The organism is Bdellovibrio bacteriovorus, from assembly GCF_001592735.1.
GTDB lineage: Bacteria > Bdellovibrionota > Bdellovibrionia > Bdellovibrionales > Bdellovibrionaceae > Bdellovibrio > Bdellovibrio bacteriovorus_D.
In genome coordinates, this window is the sequence record NZ_LUKE01000002.1 from 100,053 (window position 1) to 121,981 (window position 21,929).

The window sequence follows — 21,929 nt, forward strand, 5'->3', positions numbered from 1 at the left end:
GTCTGAGAGAAATAGCACTAATGAACCATAACGAAATACTTGAACAACTCACGCCGATTTTTGCTAAAGTCTTCTTCGATGAATCCATTAAAATTTCAGAAAAAACGACGGCTGCTGATGTCGTGGGATGGGATTCGTTGAATCATGTTGCCTTGATTTCTGAAGTTGAAAATCATTTCAACGTACAATTTGATATCGATGATATAGTTTCCATGAAAAATGTTGGCGACATGGTCGCCCTTATTCAAAAGAATGTGGACTAGTTCCGCGATTGACTAGATTGTCTTTGGGACATGTTTTCTAATAAAAAGTCGGTTACAATTTTTCGGCCCGGACTTAGAACATGCCCACCGTCATAAAAGTACTCATCTGGAACAATATCAGAAATATCCATAATCTCTGATACTTCAGAACTACTCTTTAAAACATTATATAGCGAAGACTTTAGCCACTCCAGACGCTTGTCATTCCTAAGAGCAGAGTGCTCCGGAAGCATCAGAACAACAACCTTCCCATTTTTTGACATAGAACCTAAGTCCTTTAACGCTCTTTTTAAACTTTCTGTAGAACTTAAATCCGGTCTAAAATCGCTTTTTTCTAAATGTTTTAGTAGCTCTTTTATCCGCAAACTCTGGTTGACGGGGTCATAAGACTTATCGCCATAAAGAAATTCTGACCTTGGGGAAAACTTAAGTAGGTCTTCAGGCACACTCGAGACTTTATCTGAATAAATGAAATCATGCAATTTTAAGCAAGCCAGTCTTACCATCTGCCCTACTCGCCATGTGTACAAAGATAGCGGAAATATGTCGTTAGCAATTAACTTTCTTTTCAATTGTTCTCGAGAACCCTCCACCTCTACGGAAAGTAAGTCACCCTGTGCAGAAAAAGTCATTAGATCATCAATACCTGAATGGAGTGTACTTAAGTAACCTGGACGCAAAATATATGACTGAAGGCCCACGAATACATAGTCACTCCGGCTGCCATACTTCTTAAACAACTGACTAAACAACTCTAAACTTGGCGCGAGGCCGTCAAAGGCGCCAGTTCCAAGATTTGTGTATTTAAATCCATCACGTCCAGCGTTTAATACATCTTCGTCAAATGCTTCCCGAGCTGAAGAAATACCCATGATCGTAACCAAACGGTCTTGAGAATTCATCATTCTCATTTTATAAAATTGATTGTGAAATGCAGTATATGATTTTTCATACAAGCTGGCACTACCTCGGTAGTAGGAAATGACGAGTGAGAGACTCCACACCCCAGCAAACACCAGAATCAAAGAAAGCGCGAACTGCGCCGAACGCTTAAAACCCCGCATATATAAACGTCAAAATATCTTTATTATACATGCTCATCGCTAAAAATGCTTTGAGAGTTATGAAGATTATGGTTAAACAAATTTTTCCGACTGTCTTTAGCTCATTCTTCATTTCTATTTTCCCAACATCAGGTTCATAGCAGGATGAATCGCCAATGAAATCATAATAAAAGTATACACGGGACCTAAAAGCTTCCAAACGATTACCACGTAATTATTTTTATCCCACCCCTTCTTTTTTATGAGGTCGAATGCAAACTTCTCCACCGTGATAATTATTCCCAGAAGAATTCCCCAAACTAAAAAACGGAAATGAAACCCATGCCACGCCCCAATGAAGACGAAGGATACAAATAAGACAAAGGCATTAAAATAAAGCAACTGCTCAACTGTTCGTCTTTTTGACCGAGTGTACTTCATCTGCATTGGAAAATAGATATTCCGTCGTATCCAATCCCCTAAAGACATGTGCCATCTATTGTAAAAACTAGAAACGCTCGGTGCAGAAAAGGGGCTTCGAAAATTTTCAGGAGTATAAAGTCCTAATATTCGCCCTGCACCCATCGCAATCAATGTATATCCCGCAAAGTCAAAAAAAGTATAAATGAAGATAACACCAGTATCTAAAACGGTTTTTGATACGATATCACCATTGCCAAAATAAATAATTCTTACAACCTCTGCGCAGAAAAGCTTATAGAAGAACCCCGTTACCAGTAAGTTTATCGCATTTAAAACGCCCGAAAAATTTTCACAAGGGTCCCGTTCACTGAAGCTTTCACAAAATTTTTTAAAAGGGGCTATGGGACCAGCAAAATGCATATTAATGGGCATCAGGTAAGATAATAAAAAAGCGAAGTTCAGAGTGTCATGTCTCGTTTTTTTTACTTTAAGAATATTGAACGCATCTATGGCCCTAAGAAAAATATACGAGTACGGAATTATAAGGAGTGCATTCCACAAAGATTTTTCTTGGGCCAAACTAAGAAGCTTGTAAACACAGAAAAAGATCACTAGAGCCATCGGCAGGAATATAGATATCCTAGGGAGCTTTTCGACCATTCTTGCGGAAAAGAACAGCACCGTTGAAAGCAGTAGCAAAAACAATGCCTCTTTCCATCCAAGGAATACCCACAACAATGCAAAATTAACCAATCCGGTAAGCCAAATTTTTAACGATAAATTACTGAATGATCTTAAAAAAACCCCGCATCCAATAATACAGATCCAAAATGTGGGATTTAAGAAAAGATTCATAAATTATCCTATACCTGTCTATTCAGGATGTGACCGCTCTAACACTTTCAATGACATAAGCGACATCGGAGTCACTCAAATCGACATGCAATGGCAATGACATCAGGGACCGCCCTAAACTCTCAGCCTTAGGTAAAGCGTAAGAAGATCGATACAATGACAACAAATGATTGGGGAAATAGTGCGCGCCGGTCGCCACGCCTCTGGCGCTTAGAGAGTTGGCCACTTCTTCACGATCACCATCAATTTTCACGACGAAAATGTGGGGTACTATGGTTCGAAAATCTATGTCCAGAAGATGAACACTCTTTATCCCACGCAAGCCTTGAACATACTGCTGCGCAATCTCTCGACGACGTTTTGAAAACTGATCAATTTTCTTTAGCTGTTCGCGACCAATTGCCGCCATGAGATCACTCATGTGATAGCGAAACCCTTGATGTTTTACATCAAACACCCAGGAGCGAGCACCTTGGTATCTTTTTTCTGTGTCCTTTTCTACGCCCAAAAGTCGAGCGTCACGAACTCTCTGCGCCAGAACAGGGTCCGCAGTGACAATAACTCCCCCTTCGCCGCTGGTAATATTTTTGATACCGTCAAGACTGAAGCAAACAATGTCTCCCTCACGGCCAACTCTGCTCCCCTTACGGTCGCCACCTAAAGATTGAGCGGCATCCTCAATCACTCGTAAATTATATTTTCTTGCGAAACCATAAACTTCATCGATGTATTTCGCACTACTCGCATAATGGACCGGCATGATTGCCTTTGTCTTGGAGGTAATGCGTCTTTCTGCATCTTCTAAGTCAATAAAGACACTAGATTCTTCAACATCACAGGCAATCGGCTTAGCTCCCACTGCTGAGATCGCTTGATAGCTGGCTACATAAGTGATTGACGGAACCAAAACTTCATCATCACTTTTTAAATCTAAACAGAGAGCCGCAAGATGCAAAGCGGCAGTGCCCGTATTCACGCAAATAACTTCCAGGTCAGTATCAAGGTACTTTTTGAGCTCCTGTTCAAAAAGCTGAACCTCTTTGCCCATCCCTAAGTATTCATTATCCAGGACGCGACAGACGGCATCTTTTTCTTCTTGTCCGACAGAGCATTTAGAAAGGCGAATTTTACGGATTTCACCACTCATAAGAAATCTCCTCAATCGGAGCGTTTACAGCTTCACTTGGATCATGTTCAATGTTGGCAATATTTAAAAGAATATTTGATTCAATTCCGATGCCTTGAAAAGCCAACCACAAACCGGGTGAAACCACCAAACGAGCGTAATTCTTTTGCGACAAAGTGACCTCAAAGAACTCGCCTGACGAGGCGCTGTCTTGTCTATCGTCGTATATGACGAAACGTACTTCTCCGCTTATGACAATTAAACTTAGAGTCATCCGTGTATGTTTTTTCCAGCCTTTCCTAGCCCCTTCGTAAACGGAAGAAAAATAGGCTTCGCCAAAGCCTGCAAAAGAGTTTTCCGAGGCTTTCAGGCCGTGAAACACGTCGCCTAAGGGATTGGCAATTCTTTTTAAGGGTATAAGTTGCACCCCTTCTAGCATCGAGCCGCCCACTCTATATTTTGTTTTTTTGCCAATTGAACGTATTCGGTGATTTGTTTTGATGTAAAGGCAAACATGTCGCCTTTTTCTTTGTAGTAAAGACTGTACCAATCCACGACAAAATGAACTGTCTGGTAATAACCCAAAGTAGCTTGCCACTTCATATCGAAAAGAGCCTTGTCACAGTTTAACTTAAGCAACCCTGCTTCATTAAACGGACGATTGTCCGTTATTTCGTACGCCTTGTCACTGCTCTCAAATCCCCAACGCATGGACATGTCGATAAGCAAGTCAACCACGGTACGATTTTGTTCCGCACGCGGACCAAAGTTATAAGCTTGCCCGTGAAAATCTTGAGATTTGTATAAGTTTTTACCTAGTTCTAAATAGCCACTCAATGGCTCAAGAACGTGCTGCCAAGGACGTGTCGCTTTAGGGCTTCGGATGGCCACTTTCTCTCCCGCAGCCCAAGCCCTGGCAATATCTGCGACGATACGATCTGCAGCCCAATCGCCCCCGCCGATAACGTTACCTGCGCGTGCGCTGGCTACAACGACGGGATGCCCTTCTTTTTTAAAAAAAGTCTCTACGTACGAATGAATGACATTTTCAGCGGCGGCCTTAGAGGCACTATATATATCTTTGCCACCTAAGTGATCGGTTTCCTTATATCCCCAGCACCACTCTACGTTTTCGTAACATTTATCGCTAGTGATCATTACTGCGACACATTTTTTTGGATAGTCCCTGAGCACGTCTAAAACATGCGCCGTACCCATGACATTACTTTGCAAAGTCCGAATAGGATCCTGATAGGATTTGGATACAATAGCTTGCGCCGCAAGGTGAAAAACAAAATCAGGCTTTTCGGCATGGATCACATGATAAACTTTGTCTCTCTCAAGAAGATCAAACTCATAATGCTTAATTTTATCTCGCAGTTTCAAAGTTTCAAATAATGAAGGATTGCTGGGGATATCACAGGATATACCCACAACGTCCGCTCCCATAGAAAGCAACCATACAGTAAGCCATGAGCCCTTGAAGCCGGTATTCCCAGTGACAACGACCTTTTTGCCCTTATAGATATTTTCGAAAGACATTACTCCCAGACTTTCCAGCTTGCTTTGCGCTCGCCCCACATTTTTTCTAAAACATCTTTGTCGCGAATAGTATCCATGCAATGCCAGAATCCATCATGCTGATACGCCATCAATTCTTGATCTTTTGCCAATCTCTCAAGTGGTTTCTGTTCCAAGATCGTATGATCACCTTCAAGATAATCGAAAACACCCTTGTTAAAAACAAAGAAGCCCCCGTTAATCCAACCTTCGCCAACCTGAGGCTTTTCATGGAAGTCGATCACCTTACCGCTCTGAATTTCTAAAGCACCAAAGCGTGCCGGCGGCCGCACCGCTGTTACTGTAGCGATCTTTCCATGAGACTTATGAAACTCTACAAGCTTTTTAATATTCACATCTGATACGCCATCACCATACGTAAGCATGAAAGTTTCCTGATCTAGCAGATAAGGCTTCAAGCGAAGAAGCCTTCCGCCAGTCAATGTATCGTGACCGGTGTCGTTAAGATGAACGACCCAATCTTCGTTCGCAGAGCGACGATAATTTACCTGCCCGTCCTTCATATTCAAAGAAAAGTCCCGAGTTCTGGAAAAGTAATTGAGAAAGAAATCTTTGATCACATGGCCTTTGTAGCCTAATGCGGGTAGAAACTCGTTGTATCCGTGAGCTGAGTATATTTTCATAATATGCCACAGAATCGGCATGCCTCCGATTTCCACCATCGGCTTGGGCCTTAAAACAGTTTCTTCAGATAATCTCGTGCCTAATCCACCGGCAAGAATGACGACTTTCATTGATGTATCCTTTAAATAGTTACTGAGCCTGACTACTCTCCTAAAAAAGGGCCCCGGGATCAAGTTGATAGTATTCATTTCCCCAAGGAGGAACCGCATCGCCGCACCGCGCGAACAGGCAGACCAAGTATCTTGTTTGCACTTTGTGAGAGTTTTACTTAAGATGGCCCAGCTTTTAAAAACGATTCATTTTGGAGAATTTAAGGCCATGCAAAACAGACTAGATGAGATTTTTACCGAGAACAGAAACCCTGCACAGTTTGCCCAAAAATACGGAAGTTATCTAGGCGAAGTTTTATCGAAGCTCGATTATAACGCCATCGGAAAAATGATTGAAACAGTTTTGGATGCTCGCGAAAGAGGCGCCCACATATTTTTTATCGGGAACGGTGGAAGCGCAGCTACGGCTTCACACTTCGCCAACGATATTTCCATCGGCACTCGCGTTACAGATAAACCTTTTAAAGCGATGGCCCTTACTGACAACGTTGCGATTTTAACGGCCGTGGGTAACGATGATGGATACGAGGTAATTTTCACCAAACAACTGCAAAACTTTGCAAATCCTGGTGACGTTCTAGTTGCTATTTCAGCTTCAGGAAACTCTCCGAATATTATCCACACCGTTAAGTACGCAAAAGAAAAAGGGCTTAAAGTCATCGGCTTGACGGGCTTTGATGGTGGAAAACTTCGTGAATTAAGCGACATCAAAATCCATGTTGATACTCGCAAAGGTGAATACGGTCCGGTCGAAGACGTTCATATGTTTGTGGATCATCTGATTGGCTCATACTTCAATCGTATTGTTAAAGTATAATGGCTCACTGCGGGACAAGCGAAACTGCGCAATTTATTCAGATAGCAGAGGAGGCATGCCGTGCTGGTATGCGCTCCCTGAAGTCTACAAAGAATAGCTTCGAGGTCATTTCACAGTCAGACAAGGACATCAAACTTTCCGCCGATATTGCCGCCCAGTCAGCTATCATCCAGATCCTACAGCAAAAATCTTCGTTCCGAATTATTTCTGAGGAACAAAAAAACTCACCCATCACAGACAACGAAACTGTATGGATCGTAGATCCTCTGGATGGAACCCTTAATTTTTCACGCGACATTCCCTTTTATGGAGTCAGCATAGCTTTATGGAAAGGCGATACCCCTATTTTGGGAGTCATCGGAGACTCTTTCTATGATGAGATTACTTCGGGTGGCATAGGCCAATCCGTGACTAACAATTCTAAAAAAACTCAGGTGAGTAGCCAGACTGACATCGCTCAATCCGTTCTCGCTACAGGATTTCCGGTTCAAAGTGACCTATCAAACAATGCACTCAACTCGTTGTTCGATTCAATTAGAGCTTTTAAAAAAGTCAGGATGTTTGGCAGTGCCGCACTTTCGCTTCGTTTAGTGGCTCAAGGAAAAATAGAGGCTTACTTCGAAAAAAATATTTTCCTTTGGGATGTAGCCGCGGGCATCGCTCTAGTCAAAGCCGCCGGGGGCTCTGTGAAAATGATCCCAAAAGATAATTTTAAATATGATGTCCTTGCAACAAACGGACAGATTGCAGTGGAGTCTATACTTCTATGAGTGACGTCGTTGCAGTAGCTTCGCGCTCTTTTTCTTCTGACTCTTTTTTGAGAGATTCCCTCTTAGCCTTGTATCCTAAAGCCCGCTTTAATGAATCGGGTAAGAGTCTTTCTGGCAAAGAGTTGGTTGATTTTCTGAAGGGAGCTCCCAAGGCTATTATCGCACTTGAAAAAGTGAATCAGGAGCTGGTAAACCAACTTCCTGATCTTAAATTGATTAGCAAGTATGGTGTAGGTTTAGATAACATCGATTTTACCGCCCTTGAAAAGAATAATGTTCGTCTTTCCTGGACCGGCGGAGTAAATCGGAGATCTGTCGCCGAACTTACTTTGCATTTCATTCTGGGCACCGTAAGAGGAAGTTTTCACAGTCATCATGATCTCCAGAATAATCACTGGTTTCAATTTAAGGGATACAACCTTTCAGGAAAGACTGTAGGCATTGTGGGATTAGGACACGTCGGCAAAGAGCTCGTCCCTTTTTTAAAACCTTTTGGAGTTAAGATCCTAGCTTATGATCTTAAAGAGCGTTCTGGATATTGCCAGGAAAACGCAATTACTCAAGTATCCAATCTCGAAGATCTTTTATCTAACTCGGACGTCATAACAATTCACGTGCCTCACACTAGCCTCACTCATATGTTTTTCGATGAGAAAAGAATGGCTAAAATAAAAAAAGGAAGCTTTTTAGTGAATACAGCTCGTGGCGGGATTGTCGACGAAACTGCCCTTTTTGAGATGTTAAAAAGTGGGCATATTGCCTCTGCCGCTTTTGATGTTTTTGATAATGAACCCCTCGCGGACGAAAACTTAATGTCGTTGCGAAATTTCTACTTTACGCCTCACATCGGGGGATCCTCTGTTGAGTCTATTCGGGCGATGGGCCTGGCCGCGATTGAAGGACTTTCCACCGGTAAAATCGCACGTCCTGAGAACTTTTTCGACTATCCATTATAGCGCATGAAGAAAACTATTTTCCTATCTCACTATCTTAATGAAACGACCCCTGGCTACGGTGGCAAACAAGGTTTTTTCAAAAAAATCTCGTCTGACATTGCTCAAGGTGCGTCTTCCAATTCTCAAGAGTGGACTTTATCAAATCACATTGGGACGCATATTGATCTTCCTCTGCACTTTGATAGCAACGGAAAATGCCTCAATGATTATAGGGCGGAGGAATGGATCTTTCGATCGCCTCACCTACTAGATCTCCCAGCAACGTCCGATCAAATAATAGGCCCCAATATCGCCTTTGAATCTGTCCCACACGAATGCGATATGCTGATATTAAGAACCGGATTTGAAAAACACAGAAATAACGCCACTTATTGGTCAAACAATCCCGGCCTGTCTCCAGATCTTGCTATTTGGCTAAGAACACATCGCCCTAATATAAAAGTACTTGGGTTCGACTTCATTTCGATCACCTCATACTCAAACCGCCCATTGGGAAGATTAGCGCACAAAGAGTTTTTGGCAAAATCCGGCACGGGTGCTCCCCTAAGAGTTATCGAGGATATGAAACTCGAAGAACTTCAGAACTCTCCCAGCATGGTCGTGGTTTCACCCCTTCTTGTAGATCGTGCTGATGGGGCCCCTGTTACGGTCATCGCCATTTGCTAGCGGGCCCATCGTCGGATTCCCGCGATAAAAGAATTATTAAGCATGGTTTAATATTTATAACTTGTGGAAATGACCCCTCGAGACTTAGAAAAAAACCACGGATCAAATGCTGGATCTTTGATGCTATTCCAGAACAAATCCAACTAAAAGTGAAGTCATAGCCAGGCCTAAATCAATGGCCTGGCTAACACACTATTTTCCTGAGTAAGAGTCCGTTAGATTATACTTCTTTTTCCACTCAGGGTCGGCACAGTAGATGCGGTACACTAACTCCATTGTCCTATATGCCTCTTCAGACGAACCCTGCTCAACTTTTTGATCATTGATCACACAGTTGGCAAAATACGCGATTTCGTCTCTCCAAGAGTTATCTTCATTATACCGAATTTTTACTTCGTGCGGGTCTCCACCATCTTTACTTCCCGCGTATGCGATAGTGATAGTTTCCGCACCATAACTCTTGGATCCTGACAGAATTCCTGAAAGCGTGATGCTTCCTTTTTCAAGCGAAATATCTAAATGGAAACGATGACGCCATTGAGTGGCCGTAGAATGCAGGAAAGCAACCACACCATTTTTAGCTTTCATTAGAACATACGCATTATCTTCTACGTCATGTTTCCAAAAGCTATTATCTACAAAGCTATGAATTTTATCAAAATCTCCGGTAAACATGCGAATGAGGTCCACCATATGTATGCCTTGATCAAGCAAAATTCCACCACCGGCTATCTCCCGCTTCGTTCGCCAATCAGACTGAAATGAGATAATTGCGGATTTACCATAAACACCCCGAAGGTTTAGAACCCGCCCAAGCTCGCCAGAGCGGATGATTTCAAAAGCTTTACGCACGGACTCGTGATAACGATGGTTAAAACCATACATAACCTTCAATCCAGGATGTTTTTTTTCTGTCTGAATGACATCATAAATATCTTTAAGATCTCTACCTGGAGGCTTCTCGCAAAAAACATGAAGGCCCTTATTCAAACCAGCCATTGTTACTTCAGCGGCTACATCATTCGTTAGGCACACAAATAGAACATCTAGATCTTCAGAGAGAAGCTGCTTATAGTTTTGATAAATTTTAACCCCTTGAGAAGTATCTTTCATATCATTTTCAGAAAATTTGATATCGCAGACAGCGACTGTTTTCATATTTGGGTGAAGATCAATAAACTGTCTTCTGCGCTTCCCCACGATGCCATAACCGGCAATGCCTACTCTATACATTTTATTCATAATTTAAATTCCAAACTTTGATCGATAAGCTTTAAATAAAGCATCGTTAGTCATAACTTTTTCAACTTTTTGTATATCCGAGGGAATATCCACGCCATAACAAGCGTGAGTAGTTAAAATCATTTTGATTTTACCACCTTGCTCAACAATTCTCATCATATCGACGGATTCAATTTTCTCAAGCATAGTTGGCTGCATGCTATTGAATTCTATCAGAGCGTCTCTGCGAAAAAAAATCATCCCCGTCTGTTTATACTTTGGATAATCTTGCGAATACTTTTTAGCACTTGGGATTGGTTCCCGAGAGAAGTATAGCGCATTTCGCCACCTATCGATCACCACTTTCACTGTATTTGGTGAATTGAATTCTTCGTCATTTTCAATTTTTCCCATAATATTAACGAGGGGTAACGACGAATCATCACGTAAAGCCTGAATAGCTTCTTTAAAAACTTGAGGGACCACTAGGGGCTCATCCCCCTGCACCATACCGACGACATCAAACTTTGCATCATGAATTTCTTCAATTTTCAACAATGCCTCGGCCGTACGATCTGTACAACGTTCATGCGTATCTGCGGTCATTACCACTTTGCCGCCCACGGACTTCACATAGTCAAAAATTTCTTTATCGCAGGTCGCAACATAAACTTCGTCGAAAATTGGTTCCGCCACGGTACGTGCGTAAATATGCCCGATCATCGGCACACCGTTAATTTTTGCTAACGGTTTATTTGGAAATCTCGTCGCTGCCATTCTTGCTGGAATGATTGCTACCGTTTTCACGTTTTCTCCTTTATTTCTGAACCAAAATCCACGTATGGGAACTTAGCTGGTTTCTAGCGAGGAACTCTTGAAATTCGCGAACCACACTATCCCCGCGAGCCTTAAGAACTCTAATAAATTCATTTTCAATGCCACTGTTAATAACAATATCGACATCTAGCTGCCCCGGAGTCCATACCTCCACAGATCTCGCTCCTAATAAAATAAAAAGTTTATTGAATCCCTCGACACTTAAAAAGTTTAGATGATGCGGAGGCGAAACCGCTTTGGATTTATCTTGCAGAGTCAGAATATCAAATCCATCGTAACCTAAACCTGTGATCAAATAATGGCCGCCAGATCTGACAAGACTATGAACAGAGCTAACAAAATTTTTTACGTTATGCACATGTTCAACCACTTCTGAACAAAGAACCAAATCAAACTTATTACGCCAAACTTTAGCATCCTCGGCTGTAGAAACTAGAGTTTCAATTCCTTTAGAGCGACAAACTTCGGCCGATGTCGAATCCGGCTCAACAGCAAACAGAGACAACCCTGGAATCTCTTTCTGCAACTCCTCTAGAAAAAGTCCATGCCCGGCTCCGATGTCACAGACCGTCTTAACCGCCAGTCCTTTTTCTTTAATTAAATTCGCAATTTTTTTTGCTTTGGGTTTAAAAAGTTTTTCCCGACGTGCATCCCGGACCGAGGGGAAAAACACATTTGACCAAAAAGTGGATGAGGGGCTGTTAAAATAAAGTGAACTTATTTGATCAGGTGTGGGGCGTGGTGAACAAAATAATGAATGACAATCCAGACACATCTTGTAGGTGTATCCATGTTTCTCAAATTTGGTCTCTTTTCTGGTGCCGCCACAAGCCTGACAGACACACTCCTGAAAAAGATTTTTATCAAGTTTAGCTCCGTCTTCAGCACTCAGTTTCAAGTACTGATCAAGAATTGCTTTCGGGCGAATCTCTTCTTCTTTCATTTACGACTCACTTGCCAGTTGCTGAAGGTATTTTCCATAAGAGTTACTTTTATAAATTTCTGCAGACTTTAAAAGTTGCTCTTTGGTTATGAATTGCATTCGATAGGCAACTTCCTCCGGACAAGCAACCTTGAACCCCTGCCGACTTTCAATAGTCTGCACAAAAAGACTAGCTTCTAAAAGACTTGTCGGAGTTCCCGTATCAAGCCAAGCAAACCCGCGGCCCAAGGTTTGGACATTCAAAAGTCCTTTTTCCAAATAAATTCTATTCAAATCCGTAATCTCCAGTTCACCCCGCGGTGACGGATTTAAAGACTTTGCATAACTCACCACGTTCTCGTCGTAAAAATATAATCCAGTGACGGCAAAGTTAGACTTCGGCTTCACCGGTTTTTCTTCGATGGATCGCGCGATACCTTGAGTATCAAACTCGACCACGCCATATCGCTCAGGATCGTTTACCTTATAAGCGAAAACAGATGCTCCTGATTTAAGTTCTGCGGCACTACGAAGGATCTTTCCAAATCCGTGACCATGATAAATGTTATCACCTAGCACCAACGCACAACGGTCATTAGAAATAAATTTTTCACCAATCAGAAATGCTTGCGCTAAACCATCAGGTGACGGTTGGACGGCATAAGAAATCTTGATCCCCCATCTTTCGCCATTTCCTAAAAGTTGTTCAAACCGAGGTATGTCTGTTGGTGTTGAAATCAACAAAATATCTCTGATTCCAGCAAGCATCAACGTGGTCAACGGATAAAAAATCATGGGTTTATCGTAAATAGGTAACAACTGCTTACTAACCACGGTTGTTGCAGGATATAAACGGGTCCCCGCCCCACCTGCTAAAATAATGCCCTTCATACACACTCCGAGTAGCTCTAGTTAAACTCCTGCTATAATGTGAGCGAACTTCTCGCACTGCACAACAGCTGACTTTTTTTTGAAGATAAAGTTAATGCCATTATTCACCCTATCCTGCACTTGCTTTTGATCCATCGCCCTAATTGCCATGACCGATTCAGCAATTCCCCTTGGACTAACTTCATTTATGTAAAACAAAAAACTGTCATATTCATCCGGGATTGAAGGCACCCTAGAAGTAAGAACAGGCATTTGGTAACTTAGATACTCGAGGATCTTTGAAGGGAACGATAAGGCTACGAACTTCTTTTCTAAGCGGCGTGGATTAATCAAAATATCTGCCTGTTTTGCTTTTACGGCAACCTCACTAGGCTGCAAAAGTCCTAAATATTTCACCCGAGCATCTATCTTCGATTTATGAAGAACATATTCTTCAAGTTCACCGGTACCGCAAATCCAAATCTCATAATTTTCTGGAAGAAACTCGGCAGCATCCACCAAGTCTTTGACTCCATAGTCATAAGACAGACCACCAGAATAAAACACCGCGCAAGATTTTTTTTGATTTAAACTCAAGGGCGGCAGATCCCCAGGTCGATCCACTATTCCTTCGATAATCACAGCGGGAATTGATTGCCATTTTTTATAAAATTTTGCCGCATACTCTGAAACGTAAGAAAATCCAGAAGACTGAGTCCCTAGCCACTCAATCAACCAAGAGTCTATCGCCTTTAAAAAACGCCTTACGCCTTTTGATTTTCCCATATATTCAGGAAAGTCTGTCACGATAATGTAAAAATGAACTCCAAAAATCCATTTCAACAAAACTGCCGTTAATAAAAAAGGCGTATGCAGAGAATACAAAATAATTTTTTTATCGTCTTGAGGATATGTTGATAACCATTTTATAGCTGAAAAAAGGGCTACTACGAAGCGCGTCACCATTTTGAGCATCGGAAAGTTAATGTATGGAAGCGAGACTCGCCTGCTCCCATCCAACCTCAGCTCAGCGCGATATCCAATAAGAACATTTCGATTTCCAGGAAAAGTTGTCGCTGGAAATAACGAGTGGGCATCTACTGAATATCCCAGCTCAGAAAGCCCTTTTATATATCGCTCCTCCAACTTCCTTGCTGCATGATGTTGAGTTTTATCTGCCGAAGTGTAGTGAAGGAAATACTTTTCCTCGCAAGAAAATCCCATTAATAGTAATTTAGGGTTTGTTTTCACCCAAGCTCACTTTCGATGCAATAACTCAAATCTTAGAAGATATAAACTCAATAGCACAAACAAAGTCAAACTCGTGACTAGGAATCCCAACAATTTCAGTCCTAAATTACTTCCTTTAGATAATTCAGGCCCTTCCACGCTTAAAATTCGTTGGCTTTGATTACGGATCTTAAAGTCTCTCGCAGCCACCTCGGTTAGGAAGTTGCTGAATGTGAGTGCAGAATTTTTATCACTATCTTTTATGAAAAGATGTAGGACTTCGGTTCCTATGAATTTATGCTCCACTTTCTTTAAATAATACGGCACCAAGTCTTCATCAGGAATTCCATGCGTCTTACTCAGCTGAAATTTGTTATCCAGCTCTTCAATGACTTCCTTTTCATATACAATTCTACTAATCAGATCTAAATCCGTTAAATCGCCCGCATAGGTTGTTTTAATCACGTAAATGTCTGGTACATAGAAGCAAAATAAAGCTCCAACCCCAACCAGGAGTAAAACTAAATACAACCACCAGGCTTGAATAAAAGCTTTTAATCTAGACAATAGCAGCCTCGTTAGAGGATCATCCTTTAAAATCATTTTTCCAGCCAATCCATGCTCGTAAATAATGACCATTTATAAATCGTGTTTTCTTTGTAAACATGTTCACTCCAAAGCCCAAAAAGAAGTACGTAACCACGGAGTTAATCGCGCACGCCATGGCCCCATATTTTGGTACAAAGCAGTAATTTAAGACCAAATTCAGCAAAACCGCGCCGACAGTTTTATAGAGAAGAAACCTGTGCATTGACTCATTTGCTTCCCAGACCTGCTGTACCGACACATAAAATAAAAATAAGTTTGACCATATGTGGACGCGAAGCAATGGGACAATATCTCCGTACTGCGCTCCAAAAGTACTACGTACTATCACATCAGCAAAAATTGATATCATCGCAGCCAAAGCAATAGCCGCCAAACTTAATAAAAAGAACAGCATTCTTAATCTTCGATAATAAGCAGAAAGACTTTTGGACTTACTTAAAATAAGCCCAGGCAACATTGAACTTATTAAACCTGAAGCTATGAATCCCCATGGTTCCGATATTTTTACTGCATTTGAATAAAGCGCGATATCCCGCTCCATCCCGAAAAAGCCCAAAATCAAAATATCCTGCCTGTAAACCAATAATGATAGAATAGACACCATCAAAAGAGGAGCCGACTTTTTCATTAGTCCGACTAAAATATTTCGATCGAATCCATGGTTAATAAGGGATCTCAACTCACCTTTTGCCACAGCTAAGCTTCCCAACACACAAGTGACATTGGTAACTAAGACAACAAAAACTTGGGAAAATGACGAGACTGAAAAATGAGCGGCTGTAATGCGATATGTCGCCCCCGCCGAGTTCCCAAAAAATAAAATTATCTGCGTTTTTAAAGCCTGCAATTTGTTATCAAAGTAGTAAACGATACCACTGTAAAACTTAAAGGCCTGCCCAATGGTCATCATCAAAACGAAAAGCAATAGAGTATCTCCGCGAACAAAAAACAGAAGCCCTATAACCGCTGAAAATATTATTCCGACGAGCGAACCGATCAGACCAATAGCTATTATATAACTTCCAACTCGATCCTGGTTCTTAACCATTTCAATTTTAGCAACATTAGGATGGGCCAAGTTCTCAAAAAGCTGGATGAACAAAAACCAAGTCGAAGCCAACTGCAAGGTTCCATAGTCAACCAAGGAAAGCGTCCTAGCGACCACGATGGAGGCGCCAAAACTGATCAGCACCCAAACAACATTTCCTGCGAAGATCCAAGTGGTGTTTCTTAAAATTTTATTTGAAATAGTGGCTTTGAGAGTATTGATCACCAGAGTTTGTTCTCGTTTAGTTTTACAAACGCCCCCAACAAAAAGAAAAACAGCGTGCCAAAATTAGCCACCATAAATATTTCCCACACACCGTTAAGCACTAGAAGTACCGCGATGCAAAGACTAATAAAAACATATTTATAACCTGCTGGCACATCCACGCTGAATGATTTTTTCAGAATGAGATAAAGAAAGCAGACATAAGGAACAAAACCCACAAGACCCATTTTCCATAGCGCCGTGATATAAAGATTGTGGGGCGATAATCCCGCAGGGTATCCGATACCAGGTATATCCTGGATAAAAAGCTGAAATCCGTGAAACCCTGTGCCCACCAATATGTTTTTTGACCATTGCTGAAGGGCGATTTTATACAGACCAATACGCCCGCTAGAAAGCATGTCTAAATCCATTCTCTCCAACGCGGTCACAATTTGATCAATTTTATGAGCCCAAACACGTCCCACATAGTCAGACGTAAAAAACAAAACTAGCGCGGTACCAAATATAAACACTACACCTACAAGCACTTTAGGCGTGCGACGCAAAAAAAGCCCCATTACACAAAAAATGAATACCATCATTGCCAACAGTGCCTCTCGCGAAGCCGAATTGAAAATAAGGTAGGAAAGCAGTACCAGGTTCACCAACCCTAAAGCACCCTGCCAACTTCTGAATTGCATCGCGGCGGCTAAAATCGAAACCGCCGCCATGAGAAAATAGAAAGATGCTAAAGAATTAACTCCAAAGGCCGCATAAAGCGGAAGGTTAAAAAAATCGCCCTGCAATACACTCATTCGGTCACGGAATAGACCATCATATTCTGCATGCACCGAGAAGATAACAACGACAACAAATAAAAAAATGAGTAACTGGGCCCATTTCAAAATTTGTTCGAAAGTTTGCTTATCCTTAATCACGGAGATAGCCAAAAAATATCCCAAAATCGGTTTATAGAAAAAAAATACCGACAACACTGGTCTTATCTGCAGAAAGCCATAATGTTCTATAGCTATGACAAAAACTGCCAGAAAAGACATGAGCACGGCTAAACAAAAAATCAGAGTTTCCAATCGACCGATCTTAGTTAAAAAAAAGAAACCGCCGAAACAGACCGCGATGTCCGAAAGAGGAATTTGCAAGCCACTTATCTCAAACATAGAGATTGGCAAAATCAAAATAAGCGCTAACAGAAAGGAAGCAATGCCCCGAATTCTCTCTTTATTTTGAGAGAGCTTCACGAAGCTGGAATGTATCAATGTCATGTCCTTTCAATATCACGGAAGCAGGTCATATTATGACTCTAAAATTCACCCCTTAACGCAAGGTGTTGCTGGTTTTAAGATAGACACGTAGATACTACTGCTCAACAATAGCACCATTCTTCTACACTCTATTCTATTTCCGGAATTGCATGATTTGGTCTCTGTTCACTGACTTAGCTATAGCCACAAATATTTTATCTTATCGGAGTTTGGATTTTTTCTTCACGCTGGTTATATTGGTTGGTTTGTCGAGATGGATGAAACGGAAAGAACCATTTCTAGGGTCCATCTTCGCGGAATTTCCAATTTTAAATCTTTGCGTTTGTGCTTTTATCTTGATCGCCGCTTTAGGGTATCTGACCTATAATTCGACCTTAATGAGCGCAGCCGAAGACATTTTCAGTTTACGCTGGATAGCAGCGCTGTATGCCTCTATTTACCTAGGAATCCTCTTGAGACAGGCTTCTCCAAAATGGAGTTTAACTTCTCCGCTTTTGCCTTTTATCTTAACAGTTCTGCTTTTAATTTATCTCTTTCATCCCAACCGCGACATTATTAGCTCTGAAAGACGTCTTCTAATTTTTTACCAGAATACCAATCATCTCGCATTGGCGCTCCTTTTTCCATGGGCACTTTATCTTGGGAATTTTTCCTTAGAAAAAAAAATGTTTAGCTTTCGAACTATTCCCTGCGTGCTAGGACTCATGCTCTTATCCTTGGCCATTCTTTTTACTTATTCCCGCTCCGCTTGGTTTGGAATGATCATTGCCGGAATTTTTGCTTTAGTATACTCAAGGCAACGCTTATTAATTTACTGTACTATGGTCGCCGTCGCCTTCTGCGCTTTCTGTTATCTCACCAATGCATTTTACATCCAGGATCGAGTTAACTATACATTTGATTTCTCTGAGGCCAGCTCCCAAAATTCGCGACTCGTTGCTTGGGAAGCATATGGAAGAATGTTCCTGGAACATCCCTTACTAGGGGTTGGCTTGGAAAACAGTAATAACTTTCAAACTAAATATTATGACCAAATGAACACCCCGGAAATACTTCGGTCCGGACACGCTCACAACCAATTTTTACAAATCTTAGCTGGGGTCGGAATCTTCGGTTTTATTTCTTACTATGCCATCATCTTTACGGCTTATATATTCTTTCATCGTCATTTTTATAAAGCCAAATCTGAATCGTCAAAAAAAATGGCCCTTGCCGGGGTCCTCATAATAGTATCTATGCTATGCGCATCGATCACCGACACCCCTACCCGGATTGCTGAAGGCCGCAACTATGCACTGTTGCTTCTTGGCTTAGCCGCTGGATTCTTGAAAAAAGACGACCTCGAGTTGAGAAATCATGAACCTCGAAAATCTTAAGTATATTTTTTTAGCTTTACTTTCTGTGCTTTTGTTCGTCACTGGAGTCGTGACTCCCCAGTATAATTGGGACATCATTGGCTATACGGCGGCTTCATATTTTCAAGATGGGCTCAGGGGAGAAGATCTCAGAGCAAAAACCTACCAAGAGATCTCCCGCGTTCTTCCTGAACAAAAATATCGTGATTTAACGGAGCTCGGAGAATATCGAAGAACTGTAGCTACTGACCCTACCGCCCTTGAGGAACACATGCCGTTTTATACTATACGTATGGCTTACATCGGGGTTGTGAGATCTTTTGAACAGGGACTCAATATTTCTGCCCCCACGGCTACTTTTTACACTGCCGCTTTTTTCGCTGGGTGTACTTTCTTTGCCCTGGGACTTCTTTACACCTTTCACGGTGTCTGGATGCTTTTACTCTTTTTCATCGCGACACTCTTTTCCGGTTTTCTAGATTTAGCACAGCTCTCAAGTCCTGACTCTATGGCAGCGTTTTTTTCAATTTTATGCCTGTTGCTAAATAAGAAAAATTCCCGATGGATAGTCGTGCCACTCACAATACTTCCTTTTATTCGTACCGACTTTATTATTTTGGCGGGTATTTTTGGGCTATTAGAGTTACGACGTGCCCGCTTCGCCAATTTCTTTTTGTATATCTTGCCACCATTGCTTGGATACTTCGCAGTAAATTCGCTAAACGAAAACTACGGTTATCTTAAAATTTTCAATTTTACTTTAATACAGATTGATCCACACCCTAAGAGCATGGGAATCGAAGTATCCCTGTTTCCATATCTAAATGCATATCTAAATTGTCTGGCTGACTTTATTAGACATAAACATTTTTGGATATTTGCAGGATATTTTATTATCTGGTGGCGCAACTACAAAAACAAAGGTGATACCTATCAGCAAAGAGAATTCATCGTAATCTTTGGATTCGTTCTCTTACACCTACTGTTATTTCCTGCATATTATCAAAGGTTCTTTTCCTGGTGTGCCGCAATCGCCGGCTGGAGAGTTATCTCTTGGATTCTACAAAACAGGAATCACCTATTTTCAAAATTCAAGTTCAAAACCCACTTTATAAAGACTTAATGATCTGATCAAATCGACCTAAAATACAATCGGCTTGAAAGTCTTTAGCACGACTTAACGACAACGTCTCATAATCCCGCATCGCATCGGGTTCTCCAAAAAGTTTTAATATTGCCTCCGCCATTTGCTGAGGATCTTTGACCGGCACTAAAATCCCGTACTTACCATTATCTAAAACCTCTCGAGGTCCCACCGGAGAATCCGTCACGACAACTGCTTTTTGTAAAGCCATCGCTTCAACAAGAACAAGGCCAAAACCTTCTAGAAAAGCTGAATGCACAAACATCTCTGCATTCTTCATCCAAATATAGGGATTCGGACGAGCCCCCAATAGCACGATATCCTGCTCTAAGTTTTCTTTTTTGATCTCGTCTTTGATTTCCTGACGGCGCGGCCCATCACCAACGATGTAAAGCTTACGATCAAACCCATTGTTCTTCAGTATACTGTAAGCCTGAATTAAAGTAATAAAATCTTTTTCAGCCGCAAACCGCCCCACAGCCAAAATATATTTGCCTTTTATAAGACGACGATCCTCTGCCGACAAATCACTGTCATCGTTAGCACTTTCCTTAATCCGCTCAATATCAAACGGATTATAAAGCGAAAACACTTTCTCTTTTAAAGACGGCAACAATGTTTGCATTTCTGTCTTAAGATGCTCACTAACAGCTAAAATCAGGTCATAAGCACGCAAGCGAAGACCAAACTTACGCAGTTCCAACTCGTCCATGTGGGATTTCGGCCCATGAATCCAGTAAATCTTTTTATATCCAGGGAAATGATACGCGAGTTTAATCAGCACTGATGAAAAATCGCAAATGTAGCTTTCTTTAGGCAAAGAAAGAAAGGCTTTTTTCATACGGATAGTTAAGTCGAGTTTTGCAAAATTATTTTTGCGCCATTGGGCAAACCAGCTTAACTTTTCGTTGTCCGGATATATCGTCTTAATTTCCACATACTCTGGCACACTGCTTAGAAGATAGTTATCCGGAAGCTCATCCCGCAAAATTAAACAAAGTTTATACTTCTCACGATCAATGCAACTTAAGTATTCAATCAAAGCACGTTCAGATCCGCCGAAAGAAAGGTGTTCCGCCAAGAATACTAAATGCGGTCGATCCGCAATGAAATAATGTTTCTTTTCGACAGGAAAGAAAAAGAAATCGATATAGGCGTGATCCGAAGTGTGTTTTTTATCCTGTAGGGCTTTACGAGCCTCTTCGACCGAATAAATCTTTTCAGACTTCGGATCAAAGACGTTGTAATCTGCATTCTCAAAAAACTGGAAAGGATCTTTATTCCCTTCCGTCAGCGTTGAACATTCAATCAGGACAATAGGACGAAATTTCTTTAAAGTTTCGATGGCTCCATTAAGAACTTCCACTTCATGTTCTTGAACGTCAATTTTGATCAAATCGATCTTTTTTAAATCCTCTTTTTTTACAAACAGATCCATGGTGGTCAGGGAAACTGAAACCTTTTTTGCCGTTTCAACGTTGGGAATACTATCTTTATTCAAAGAATTACCACCATGATTATTCTGATCCATGTAAAACACGGCCGTGCCTTCACGATCAGAAAGAGCCTCTGAAACGATCTTGATGTTATTCAAACCATTATGATCGATATTTGCCTGGATACATTCTCTAGATTTTGAATCAGGTTCAAACGCATAAACCTTAGTATTCGGTCCTTCCATGGCAGCCAGGACGGAGTAAATTCCCACGTTGGCCCCGACATCCAGAAAGACGCTATCATTACTTAATACCCGACTGATATACTTTTGATTTTCACTCTCATAAGAGTCCACACCCCAGTGCATAAGGTGGTAAGATGGACCATATAAGTCACCGAGATAAAGAAAGAACTTAAGACCTTTGCTCTTCACATAGGCAATGCCTTCGGGATGAACACCGAAAAGGCGACGCAGCCAACGAGGTTTACTAAATTGGAGAGAAAAAAAATTCTTTATCTTATTCAAAATAGG

Annotated in this window: 22 protein-coding genes; 7 read left to right on the forward strand and 15 right to left on the reverse strand. The window is 41.4% G+C overall.

The features are described from left to right. Positions 1–20 precede the first annotated feature (20 nt). Positions 21–263, forward strand: coding sequence for an acyl carrier protein (locus AZI86_RS11020; protein WP_061835244.1), 243 nt, complete (start codon positions 21–23; stop codon positions 261–263). Here AZI86_RS11020 and AZI86_RS11025 read toward each other — a convergent pair. The 6 genes from AZI86_RS11025 to rfbF form a co-directional block, all read right to left on the reverse strand. After that, positions 260–1,327 carry a hypothetical protein gene (locus tag AZI86_RS11025; protein ID WP_061835245.1) on the reverse strand — a complete coding sequence of 356 codons (1,068 nt, stop codon included), beginning with the start codon at positions 1,325–1,327 and terminating at the stop codon, positions 260–262. The two genes, AZI86_RS11020 and AZI86_RS11025, sit on opposite strands and share 4 nt — an antisense overlap. A gap of 114 nt (positions 1,328–1,441) precedes the next feature. Then, positions 1,442–2,584 carry an MBOAT family O-acyltransferase gene (locus AZI86_RS11030; RefSeq protein WP_061835246.1) on the reverse strand — a complete coding sequence of 381 codons (1,143 nt, stop codon included), beginning with the start codon at positions 2,582–2,584 and terminating at the stop codon, positions 1,442–1,444. A gap of 22 nt (positions 2,585–2,606) precedes the next feature. Continuing rightward, entirely contained in the window at positions 2,607–3,731 is a 1,125-nt protein-coding gene (locus AZI86_RS11035; RefSeq protein WP_061835247.1) for a DegT/DnrJ/EryC1/StrS family aminotransferase, read from the reverse strand. Next, positions 3,721–3,984: a dTDP-4-dehydrorhamnose 3,5-epimerase family protein gene (locus AZI86_RS19385; protein ID WP_216635909.1), complete on the reverse strand. Its 264-nt coding sequence runs from the start codon at positions 3,982–3,984 to the stop codon at positions 3,721–3,723. Before AZI86_RS19385 ends, AZI86_RS11035 begins: the two co-directional genes overlap by 11 nt. A gap of 158 nt (positions 3,985–4,142) precedes the next feature. Further along, positions 4,143–5,252: a CDP-glucose 4,6-dehydratase gene (gene rfbG / locus AZI86_RS11045; protein ID WP_061835249.1), complete on the reverse strand. Its 1,110-nt coding sequence runs from the start codon at positions 5,250–5,252 to the stop codon at positions 4,143–4,145. Continuing rightward, positions 5,252–6,025 carry a glucose-1-phosphate cytidylyltransferase gene (gene rfbF / locus AZI86_RS11050; RefSeq protein ID WP_061835250.1) on the reverse strand — a complete coding sequence of 258 codons (774 nt, stop codon included), beginning with the start codon at positions 6,023–6,025 and terminating at the stop codon, positions 5,252–5,254. Before rfbF ends, rfbG begins: the two co-directional genes overlap by 1 nt. Before the next feature lie 208 nt (positions 6,026–6,233). Here rfbF and AZI86_RS11055 point away from each other — a divergent pair, with 208 nt between their 5' ends. Genes AZI86_RS11055 through AZI86_RS11070 form a run of 4 tightly spaced genes read left to right on the forward strand, consistent with a single transcriptional unit; the run spans position 6,234 to position 9,234 of the window. Further along, positions 6,234–6,842, forward strand: coding sequence for a D-sedoheptulose-7-phosphate isomerase (locus tag AZI86_RS11055; protein ID WP_061835506.1), 609 nt, complete (start codon positions 6,234–6,236; stop codon positions 6,840–6,842). Beyond that, positions 6,842–7,612 carry an inositol monophosphatase family protein gene (locus tag AZI86_RS11060; protein WP_061835251.1) on the forward strand — a complete coding sequence of 257 codons (771 nt, stop codon included), beginning with the start codon at positions 6,842–6,844 and terminating at the stop codon, positions 7,610–7,612. The genes AZI86_RS11055 and AZI86_RS11060 overlap by 1 nt, the downstream gene beginning before the upstream one ends. Then, a complete protein-coding gene (locus tag AZI86_RS11065; protein WP_061835252.1) occupies positions 7,609–8,568 on the forward strand; it encodes a phosphoglycerate dehydrogenase in 960 nt (319 codons plus the stop codon). Before AZI86_RS11060 ends, AZI86_RS11065 begins: the two co-directional genes overlap by 4 nt. A gap of 3 nt (positions 8,569–8,571) precedes the next feature. Next, complete coding sequence (locus tag AZI86_RS11070; protein WP_061835253.1) at positions 8,572–9,234, forward strand: cyclase family protein; 663 nt, start codon at positions 8,572–8,574, stop codon at positions 9,232–9,234. Between the two features lie 192 nt (positions 9,235–9,426). Here the strand turns inward: AZI86_RS11070 and AZI86_RS11075 are convergent, their stop codons facing one another. The 8 genes from AZI86_RS11075 to AZI86_RS11110 are packed head-to-tail and all read right to left on the reverse strand — an operon-like array spanning position 9,427 to position 17,437. After that, entirely contained in the window at positions 9,427–10,476 is a 1,050-nt protein-coding gene (locus AZI86_RS11075) for a Gfo/Idh/MocA family protein (protein ID WP_061835254.1), read from the reverse strand. Positions 10,477–10,479: 3 nt separating this feature from the next. Next, positions 10,480–11,262: a 3-deoxy-manno-octulosonate cytidylyltransferase gene (kdsB, locus tag AZI86_RS11080; RefSeq protein ID WP_081111890.1), complete on the reverse strand. Its 783-nt coding sequence runs from the start codon at positions 11,260–11,262 to the stop codon at positions 10,480–10,482. A gap of 10 nt (positions 11,263–11,272) precedes the next feature. Further along, positions 11,273–12,235: a class I SAM-dependent methyltransferase gene (locus AZI86_RS11085; RefSeq protein WP_061835255.1), complete on the reverse strand. Its 963-nt coding sequence runs from the start codon at positions 12,233–12,235 to the stop codon at positions 11,273–11,275. Then, positions 12,236–13,105: a glucose-1-phosphate thymidylyltransferase RfbA gene (gene rfbA / locus AZI86_RS11090; RefSeq protein ID WP_061835256.1), complete on the reverse strand. Its 870-nt coding sequence runs from the start codon at positions 13,103–13,105 to the stop codon at positions 12,236–12,238. It abuts the gene before it with no gap. A 21-nt stretch (positions 13,106–13,126) separates the two neighbouring features. Continuing rightward, entirely contained in the window at positions 13,127–14,335 is a 1,209-nt protein-coding gene (locus tag AZI86_RS11095) for a glycosyltransferase (protein WP_081111891.1), read from the reverse strand. Between the two features lie 6 nt (positions 14,336–14,341). Beyond that, positions 14,342–14,953, reverse strand: coding sequence for a hypothetical protein (locus AZI86_RS11100; protein ID WP_157684688.1), 612 nt, complete (start codon positions 14,951–14,953; stop codon positions 14,342–14,344). Next, positions 14,901–16,196, reverse strand: coding sequence for an oligosaccharide flippase family protein (locus AZI86_RS11105; RefSeq protein WP_061835259.1), 1,296 nt, complete (start codon positions 16,194–16,196; stop codon positions 14,901–14,903). The genes AZI86_RS11100 and AZI86_RS11105 overlap by 53 nt, the downstream gene beginning before the upstream one ends. Then, positions 16,193–17,437 carry an O-antigen ligase family protein gene (locus AZI86_RS11110; protein ID WP_061835260.1) on the reverse strand — a complete coding sequence of 415 codons (1,245 nt, stop codon included), beginning with the start codon at positions 17,435–17,437 and terminating at the stop codon, positions 16,193–16,195. The genes AZI86_RS11105 and AZI86_RS11110 overlap by 4 nt, the downstream gene beginning before the upstream one ends. A gap of 173 nt (positions 17,438–17,610) precedes the next feature. Here AZI86_RS11110 and AZI86_RS11115 point away from each other — a divergent pair, with 173 nt between their 5' ends. Continuing rightward, a complete protein-coding gene (locus AZI86_RS11115; protein WP_061835261.1) occupies positions 17,611–18,837 on the forward strand; it encodes an O-antigen ligase family protein in 1,227 nt (408 codons plus the stop codon). Continuing rightward, positions 18,818–19,939 carry a hypothetical protein gene (locus tag AZI86_RS11120; RefSeq protein WP_061835262.1) on the forward strand — a complete coding sequence of 374 codons (1,122 nt, stop codon included), beginning with the start codon at positions 18,818–18,820 and terminating at the stop codon, positions 19,937–19,939. Before AZI86_RS11115 ends, AZI86_RS11120 begins: the two co-directional genes overlap by 20 nt. Here the strand turns inward: AZI86_RS11120 and AZI86_RS11125 are convergent. Further along, on the reverse strand, positions 19,926–21,923 hold the full coding sequence (locus AZI86_RS11125; RefSeq protein WP_061835263.1) for an FkbM family methyltransferase: 1,998 nt from the start codon (positions 21,921–21,923) through the stop codon (positions 19,926–19,928). The genes AZI86_RS11120 and AZI86_RS11125 overlap by 14 nt on opposite strands. Positions 21,924–21,929 lie beyond the last annotated feature (6 nt).

Excerpts from the sequence above, each read along its gene's own strand:
- AZI86_RS11020 (WP_061835244.1), top strand. The coding sequence starts at position 21 with ATGAACCATAACGAAATACTTGAACAACTCACGCCGATTTTTGCTAAA.
- AZI86_RS11025 (WP_061835245.1), bottom strand. The coding sequence starts at position 1,327 with ATGCGGGGTTTTAAGCGTTCGGCGCAGTTCGCGCTTTCTTTGATTCTG.
- AZI86_RS11030 (WP_061835246.1), bottom strand. The coding sequence starts at position 2,584 with ATGAATCTTTTCTTAAATCCCACATTTTGGATCTGTATTATTGGATGC.
- AZI86_RS11035 (WP_061835247.1), bottom strand. The coding sequence starts at position 3,731 with ATGAGTGGTGAAATCCGTAAAATTCGCCTTTCTAAATGCTCTGTCGGA.
- AZI86_RS19385 (WP_216635909.1), bottom strand. The coding sequence starts at position 3,984 with ATGACTCTAAGTTTAATTGTCATAAGCGGAGAAGTACGTTTCGTCATA.
- rfbG (WP_061835249.1), bottom strand. The coding sequence starts at position 5,252 with ATGTCTTTCGAAAATATCTATAAGGGCAAAAAGGTCGTTGTCACTGGG.
- rfbF (WP_061835250.1), bottom strand. The coding sequence starts at position 6,025 with ATGAAAGTCGTCATTCTTGCCGGTGGATTAGGCACGAGATTATCTGAA.
- AZI86_RS11055 (WP_061835506.1), top strand. The coding sequence starts at position 6,234 with ATGCAAAACAGACTAGATGAGATTTTTACCGAGAACAGAAACCCTGCA.
- AZI86_RS11060 (WP_061835251.1), top strand. The coding sequence starts at position 6,842 with ATGGCTCACTGCGGGACAAGCGAAACTGCGCAATTTATTCAGATAGCA.
- AZI86_RS11065 (WP_061835252.1), top strand. The coding sequence starts at position 7,609 with ATGAGTGACGTCGTTGCAGTAGCTTCGCGCTCTTTTTCTTCTGACTCT.
- AZI86_RS11070 (WP_061835253.1), top strand. The coding sequence starts at position 8,572 with ATGAAGAAAACTATTTTCCTATCTCACTATCTTAATGAAACGACCCCT.
- AZI86_RS11075 (WP_061835254.1), bottom strand. The coding sequence starts at position 10,476 with ATGAATAAAATGTATAGAGTAGGCATTGCCGGTTATGGCATCGTGGGG.
- AZI86_RS11085 (WP_061835255.1), bottom strand. The coding sequence starts at position 12,235 with ATGAAAGAAGAAGAGATTCGCCCGAAAGCAATTCTTGATCAGTACTTG.
- rfbA (WP_061835256.1), bottom strand. The coding sequence starts at position 13,105 with ATGAAGGGCATTATTTTAGCAGGTGGGGCGGGGACCCGTTTATATCCT.
- AZI86_RS11100 (WP_157684688.1), bottom strand. The coding sequence starts at position 14,953 with ATGGTCATTATTTACGAGCATGGATTGGCTGGAAAAATGATTTTAAAG.
- AZI86_RS11115 (WP_061835261.1), top strand. The coding sequence starts at position 17,611 with ATGATTTGGTCTCTGTTCACTGACTTAGCTATAGCCACAAATATTTTA.
- AZI86_RS11120 (WP_061835262.1), top strand. The coding sequence starts at position 18,818 with ATGAACCTCGAAAATCTTAAGTATATTTTTTTAGCTTTACTTTCTGTG.